The sequence below is a fragment of the Thioalkalivibrio sp. ALJ16 genome, from assembly GCF_000377345.1.
Taxonomy (GTDB): domain Bacteria; phylum Pseudomonadota; class Gammaproteobacteria; order Ectothiorhodospirales; family Ectothiorhodospiraceae; genus Thioalkalivibrio.
In genome coordinates this window covers 261,565-267,564 of the sequence record NZ_KB898039.1, presented here as the reverse complement: position 1 = coordinate 267,564, position 6,000 = coordinate 261,565, and the positions used below count along the sequence as shown (strand labels likewise).

Genomic DNA, 6,000 nt, shown 5'->3' with positions numbered 1-6,000 from the left:
TCCAGCTCCCGGATCCGTCGCTGCTCCGGCGTCAAAGGCCGGCCATCGCCGGCCTCCCCGGCACGATCCGCCTTGAGTTGCTCGACCCAGCGCCGAACGGCCGTCTCGCCCACCCCGGTGTCCCGCACCACTTGCGGCACACTCTGGCCCTCATCCACCACCATCCGGGCCACCCGAAGCTTGTACTCCGGATCAAAATTCCTGCGTCCCATATCGTCTCCTCGATCAGATCCCAATCATTCCACCGATCGAGGTGTCCACGAAAATTAGACCAGCACACATATTACCTTCTTGGATGACCCTCATTTTGTTCAGCCCTCAAGGTGGAATGAGATGCAGAGCGCTAAATGGGAAGTTCACCCTGCGTTTCGAACGTACATCCTTGCATTGAAAACGGAACGATCATGGAGGTAACTGGCCCAACAAAAGCGTCAACGCAGACCAGCTTTTCCGCTTGCGAGTAGAGCAAGTGCAAAACGGGGTCGGACCTCGATAAATCGCGGAATATAGAGCGTTAGCCTCCTAGTACGAGGCAACACAGGCGCTTAAACGGCCAATTTCCGGCCTAAAAAGGGCCGAAACGGAGGAAGAGGACACCCACTTTCTGCGCGCTTCGTTCTTGGTCGAGACCCCGCCGAACGGACATCCTTATTCCCTACGACCCTACGGGGTCGGACCTCGATAAGCCGCTGAATGTAAAGGGCACGCGCCCTCTCCCGGGGGGCCATAAGCGCTTAAACGGCCAATTTTCGGGCCGAAAAGTCCAAGCTAAGAGGACGGAAGAAGAGGACACCCACCTTGTTTCCATTGACCGGCGGCCCGCTCAGTCCGACAGCAGCCACGAGAAGATAGACGGCGCCAGCCTGTCCACGGCGACCTCGTCCCCCACGAAGGCGGGCCGGATCACGGCACGGTAGTTGCGGATGCGCTGGACGTAGTACACCGGCTGGTTAGGAGGAAGAAGAGGACACCCACCTTGTTTCCATTGACCGGCGGCCCGCTCAGTCCGACAGCAGCCGCGAGAGGATAGACGGCGTCGGCCCGTCCGCGGCGACCTCGTCCCCCACGAAGACGGGCCGGATGACGGCGCGGTAGTTGCGGATGCGCTGCACGTAGTACACCGGCTGGTAACCGCGGGCGTAGCCGAACCGCAGATCGCGGTAATAGCGTTCCTCGGTCAGCAACGGCAGCACTTCGCGCATGTCCGCCCAGCGGTCTGGATCGCGGTCCAGTTCTCTCGCCAGGCGCCGCGCGTCCAGCAGATGCCCGCGGCCGATGTTGTAGCTGGCCAGCGCGAGATAGGTACGGTCCGGTTCCGGGATGTCTGCGTCCAGGCGCTCGTGCATCTGGCGCAGGTAGCGCGCGCCGCCACGAATGCTCTGCTCCGGATCCAGGCGATCCTCGATCCCGAGCTCCTGCGCGGTGCGCTGGGTCAGCATCATCATCCCGCGCACCCCGGTGGGACTGCGCGCCAGCGGATCCCAGTGCGACTCCTGGTAGGCCAGCGCGGCCAGCAGGTCGGCGGGCAGTTCGTACTCGTCAGCGGCCTCCTCGAACACCGGGCGGAAATCCGGCAGGCGCTGGTCGATGCGCCGGGTCAGCAACAAAACGGGGTCGGACCTCTATAGGTCCCGGAATCTAAAGGGATTACTCCCTCTCTTACCGCTCGGAAGGCGCTTAAACGGCCAATTTTTGGGTCGAAAAGCCCAAGCGAAGTGGACACCCATGGCCGTTTGCCGGAAAGCTGGCTGGCCATGCAGGGCCGGCACGAGCTCTGGTGTGCACGAAAGGGCGTGAAGCTGGACACCGTGCGCCCGGTGCGGTTCGATGGTCCTGGCGGCGGCGGGCAACCTGCCGCTTAGCACCGCAGGAAGTACGCCAGGGAAGTGGCGCCCACCTTTCTCCTGACCTGCGCGCGAAGGGATAATGCGGCGTCCAAGGAGAACGGGTGACTGAATGTTCGAGCAAACCTTCCGTAATATCGATGATGTGCTCTGGAAAGAGGCCGGCTGCGCGACGGAAAAACAATTACGGGGTCGGACCTCGATAAGCGGCTGAAACAACGGACGTTAATGCACTCGCCTCGCCCACATAGAGCCTTAGACGTGCAGTTTCGTGGGCAAAAATGGCCAACCGACGGGAGGGCAAACGGCCATACGGTGTCACCGCCCGATCGCTCAAGGGATATTGTGGGCACGTCCATCCAATCTACCTAGTCACTATTAAAGCTGCGGAGAAGGTCATGGTCGAGTTGGTCTATCGGACGGCGACACCAGACGATGCGAAGGATATCGCGCGGCTTGTGAATTCCGCGTACCGGCCCAGTGATAAAGAGCAAGGTTGGACGCATGAATCGCTTTTGGTTGAAGGCCAGAGAATCAGCCCAGTGCAAATCCGGGAAGCGTTGGAAAAAGCGACCATTCTTCTCGCATTAGAGGCTGAGCGAATTGTCGGTTGCGTGCAGGTGGACGTGAAAGGCACAGAGGCCCACATCGGTATGCTTGCTGTCTCGCCAAGAATGCAAACAAAGGGTATAGGGGCGGCTTTGCTTGCTCAAGCGGAAGAGTGGGCTAGCCAAGCGGAGAGTGTGGAGGAATTTGTTCTGGTAGTCATAGCCGCCCGAAAGGAGCTTATCCAATATTACGTGCGGCGGGGGTATATTGAGGCAGAAAGTGGGCTCCCGTACCCGGTTGGTTCCGGGGTTGGAAAGCCGCTGCACGGCCCGCTCGAACTGTCCGTGTTACGAAAAAGCGGTAACAACTCGCCTCAGGGAGACGCTGATTTAATCGCGAAAAGAAGGGGACACCCATCTTCTTGATGCTGTAGCTACTCGTTCTTCAAGGCCAGCCGCCCCCTCACCTGGCGGCAGACGAACCAGATCAATAGGAGCGGCAAGATCATCCACTAAATGAGTGGTAGCAGGCCCGTGACCAGGATCGGCAGGGTGGAATGGTGTCGGCGCAGTGCCAGCGGTCGTCTTCACTTACGCGGGTTAGAACGAGATTCAGTTGTTGCAAAAAATGCAACAACTGCTGGAGAAAAATGAGGACAGATTTATTGTCTAGCGTCGGGATGCGAAGAAGAGGACCCCCCATCATTGGCGGGCGTGGCCGGAAAGGAACTCGGCGCCCGGAGGCGCCGATCGGAGTGAACGCGCAAGCTAAGAGGACACCCATCTTCCGGCGCGATTTCGACAGCTATCGTGGCGTTGGGGGTGAGGACTACGTTTCCGAGTCGTTGGTCATCCCGGAAACCGCGCAGCGGTTATCCGGGATCTCGGACATCGGGGGGCCGATCCTGACGTTGGAGATCCCGGCTCTCCGCTTCGCTCCGGCCGGGATGACCGCATGGAACGAGGAGAACGAGGTCGGGCCTCGATAAGCCGATGAATGTTAAGCGCTAGCTGTGGAGTCTCACAAGGTTGTCCTCAGGTAGACCGAGGACGCTGATGGGTGGCTGTTTGTTCAGGCTACCGTGTGGGCGGTGCCAGTTGTAGTCGTGGATCCACCGGGGCAGATGGCGGTTGCGTTCCTCTGACGTGGCGTAGGCGAAGGCATAGGCCCACTCGCGCAGGGCGGTCTGGATGAAGCGCTCGGCCTTGCCATTGGTTCGCGGCGTATAGGGCCGGGTGCGACGATGGCGGATGCCCAGTCGGCGGCAGGCCTGGCTGAACGCCCGGGCGTGGTAGCAGGGCCCGTTGTCGGTCAGGACCCGCCGGATGGTGATCCCCAGGGTGGCGTAGTAGCGCACAGCCGCTTCGAGATGCGCGATCGCGTCCTGGGCTCGCTCGGCGGGATGGATCTCGCTGTAGGCGATGCGCGAGCGGTCATCGATGGCGACATGCACGTACTCGTAGCCCGCGCCGATCGAGTTCTTGGCGCGGACGCCGGTCACGCGGTGGCCCGGATGACGGAAGCGTGCCAGCTTCTTGATATCCAGATGGAGCAGATCACCGGGGTGTTCGTGCTCGTAGCGCCGGGGTGGCTCAACCGGCTCCAGTGCGCTCAGGCGGTTCAGTCCCTCGCGCCGCAGGATGCGGCTGACGCTGGCTCTCGAGATTCGGGTGAAGGTGGCGATCCGATCCATGGTCCAGCGCTGGCGCCGCAAGGCGACCACTTGGCGCTGGATCCGTTGCGGGGTTCGCCGCGGTTGGCGCCGCGGCCGGGACGAACGATCCACAAGACCCGAACGGCCCGCCTCCTGGAACCGCTGGACCCAGCGCTGCACGGTCTTCGGATCCACGTCAAAGGCGCGGGCCGCTGCACGAAGGCTCAGGCCGTGATCCACGACCAGACGAGCCATCCGCTCTCGACCGCGGGGGCCCATTAAGGCATTTTGATGAAGGTTCACGGGGCGTCCTCCTTGGGAATGGCTAAGTCCGCAAACTCAGCATCCTTCGGAGTCGTCCCGTGGACAACCTATTGAGAGATCACAGCTAGCCTCCTATTACGAGGCACCACAGGCGCTTAGACAGCCAGTTTCCGGCGTAAAAGACGCCGGAAAAAGGACGCGGCGGGCGTCGGGCCGGGGGGATTACGGTGCTGTGTTCGGGGTGGTCCAGCCGCGGAAGCCTTCGCGTACGGAGAGGCTGCGGGCGTAGCCCAGGTCGCGCAGTAGCTGCGCGGCCCGCAGGCTGCGGCGGCCGCTGTTGCACAGGCACAGCAGGATCTGGTCCTGGGTGACGTGGTGGCGGTTGATCAGGGACAGAAAGTGCTGGAAGTCGCGTTCGTCCGGCTCGTCGGCGTCCAGCAGTTCCTGTTCGTCTGCCGTCAGTTCGCGCCCGAGCAGTTGTTTCAGGCGGAACAGCGGGACCGAAACCGCGTCTTCCACGGCGCCTTCCAGTTCCAGCTCGAAGGGCTGCCGGATGTCCAGCAGTACGGCCAGGCCGATATCGACCAGCTCGCGCGCGGCGCCCACGCTGATTTCCAGCTTTGCATCGTTGTTTTCGTCGGCCATGCGGGTTCCTTTCGAGTGGGGCGTCACGCGAGGGTTTATGGTTCTGGAAACCTCGGCCGATTGCAAAAGACACGGCCGCTGCCATGTCTCCGCCCGCGTGTCGCGGATAAGGGGGCCAGGGGCCGGGCCGGCGCTGCGCGGATGGACAGGTTCGCGGGGCTTGGCTATCATGCGCGCACCCTCAGGGGAGTAGTCGCTTCGGCCGCCCTGGTCGAAGGCACACGTCAACATACTTGGCCGCATGGCCATGGCGTGTGCAGCCCGTGCACAGGCGCTCTGGCGCCTGTCCAGCGCCGGGCCTGACAAGACCTGTGGCACCGATATCCGGCCTGCCTTGCGGCGGGCCCGGCCCGTGGGCGGGCGGCGATGTCGGTGTCACCGGTTTTGTCGTGCCGCTCGCCCCGGATGATCTTTATGGAACTGTTCCTGCTTTCTATTGTGGCTGTTGCGATCGCGGAGATCGGCGACCGCTCGATGTTCCTGGCTGCCCTGTTCGGGATGCGCTGTCGCAGCGCCTGGGCCGTGTTCTGGGGCATGGCCACGGGTCTGTTTCTGAATCAACTGTTGTCCGCGGTGGCCGGGATCTGGCTGTTCGCGGTGATCGCGACCGACTGGCATCTGTGGGTGGTCGGGGCTGCGTTCCTGGCGATGGCGATCTGGGTGCTGATCCCGGAGGACGACGAGGAGTTCGACAAGGACACCCGCGCCCGCAGCGCCTTTTTCGCGGCGGCGATCGCCTTCTTCGTGTTCGAGATGCTGGACAAGACCCAGCTGGCCGTAGTCACCCTGGCCGGGGCCTCCGGTGCGCTGCTGCCGGTGGTGCTGGGCGCCACGGTCGGCATTCTGCTGATCACCACCCCGGCGCTGATCCTGGGCAAGCGCTTTGCCGACAGCATCCCGGCCGCACCCCTGCGTTTTGTGGCCTCCGGCCTGTTCCTGCTGGTGGGCCTGTGGACCTGGGCGGAGGCCGGCGGCTGGATGCCCGATCTTGGGCTGCCCGATTTCTCGGGGATGCTGCAGCGGGCGGTGGAGAACCATCAGTAA

Annotated in this window: 5 protein-coding genes, 3 pseudogenes and 1 riboswitch; of the genes and pseudogenes, 4 read left to right on the top strand and 4 right to left on the bottom strand. The window is 62.6% G+C overall.

Going from position 1 to position 6,000, the window contains the following annotated elements:
* Both D000_RS13345 and D000_RS13340 read right to left on the bottom strand, forming a co-directional pair.
* A partial coding sequence (locus D000_RS13345) for a transposase (RefSeq protein WP_018872425.1) occupies nt 1–212 on the bottom strand: 212 nt, incomplete at its 3' end.
* 789 nt (nt 213–1,001) lie between these two features.
* Nucleotides 1,002–1,601 (bottom strand): annotated as a pseudogene (locus D000_RS13340) (transglycosylase SLT domain-containing protein); the annotation flags it as partial.
* 120 nt (nt 1,602–1,721) lie between these two features.
* Here D000_RS13340 and D000_RS14350 point away from each other — a divergent pair.
* The 3 genes and pseudogenes from D000_RS14350 to D000_RS13760 all read left to right on the top strand — a co-directional run.
* Nucleotides 1,722–1,862, top strand: a pseudogene (locus tag D000_RS14350) (addiction module antidote protein, HigA family); the annotation flags it as partial.
* A 94-nt stretch (nt 1,863–1,956) separates the two neighbouring features.
* Nucleotides 1,957–2,046 (top strand): annotated as a pseudogene (locus D000_RS14475) (SAM-dependent DNA methyltransferase); the annotation flags it as partial.
* Nucleotides 2,047–2,242: 196 nt separating this feature from the next.
* Nucleotides 2,243–2,818, top strand: a complete 576-nt coding sequence (locus D000_RS13760) for a GNAT family N-acetyltransferase (RefSeq protein ID WP_081616637.1) — start codon at nt 2,243–2,245, stop codon at nt 2,816–2,818.
* A gap of 581 nt (nt 2,819–3,399) precedes the next feature.
* On the opposite strand, the gene D000_RS13330 is transcribed toward D000_RS13760, so the two are convergent.
* Nucleotides 3,400–4,350 carry an IS481 family transposase gene (locus D000_RS13330; RefSeq protein WP_081616636.1) on the bottom strand — a complete coding sequence of 317 codons (951 nt, stop codon included), beginning with the start codon at nt 4,348–4,350 and terminating at the stop codon, nt 3,400–3,402.
* Nucleotides 4,351–4,533: 183 nt separating this feature from the next.
* A complete protein-coding gene (locus D000_RS0104885) occupies nt 4,534–4,956 on the bottom strand; it encodes a rhodanese-like domain-containing protein (RefSeq protein WP_018872420.1) in 423 nt (140 codons plus the stop codon).
* A gap of 179 nt (nt 4,957–5,135) precedes the next feature.
* Nucleotides 5,136–5,302, top strand: a riboswitch (yybP-ykoY riboswitch).
* Nucleotides 5,303–5,370: 68 nt separating this feature from the next.
* Here D000_RS0104885 and D000_RS0104880 point away from each other — a divergent pair.
* Nucleotides 5,371–6,000 (top strand): TMEM165/GDT1 family protein, encoded by a 630-nt coding sequence (locus D000_RS0104880; RefSeq protein ID WP_018872419.1) that lies wholly within the window; start codon nt 5,371–5,373, stop codon nt 5,998–6,000.

Excerpts from the sequence above, each read along its gene's own strand:
- D000_RS13760 (WP_081616637.1), top strand. The coding sequence starts at position 2,243 with ATGGTCGAGTTGGTCTATCGGACGGCGACACCAGACGATGCGAAGGAT.
- D000_RS0104885 (WP_018872420.1), bottom strand. The coding sequence starts at position 4,956 with ATGGCCGACGAAAACAACGATGCAAAGCTGGAAATCAGCGTGGGCGCC.
- D000_RS0104880 (WP_018872419.1), top strand. The coding sequence starts at position 5,371 with ATGGAACTGTTCCTGCTTTCTATTGTGGCTGTTGCGATCGCGGAGATC.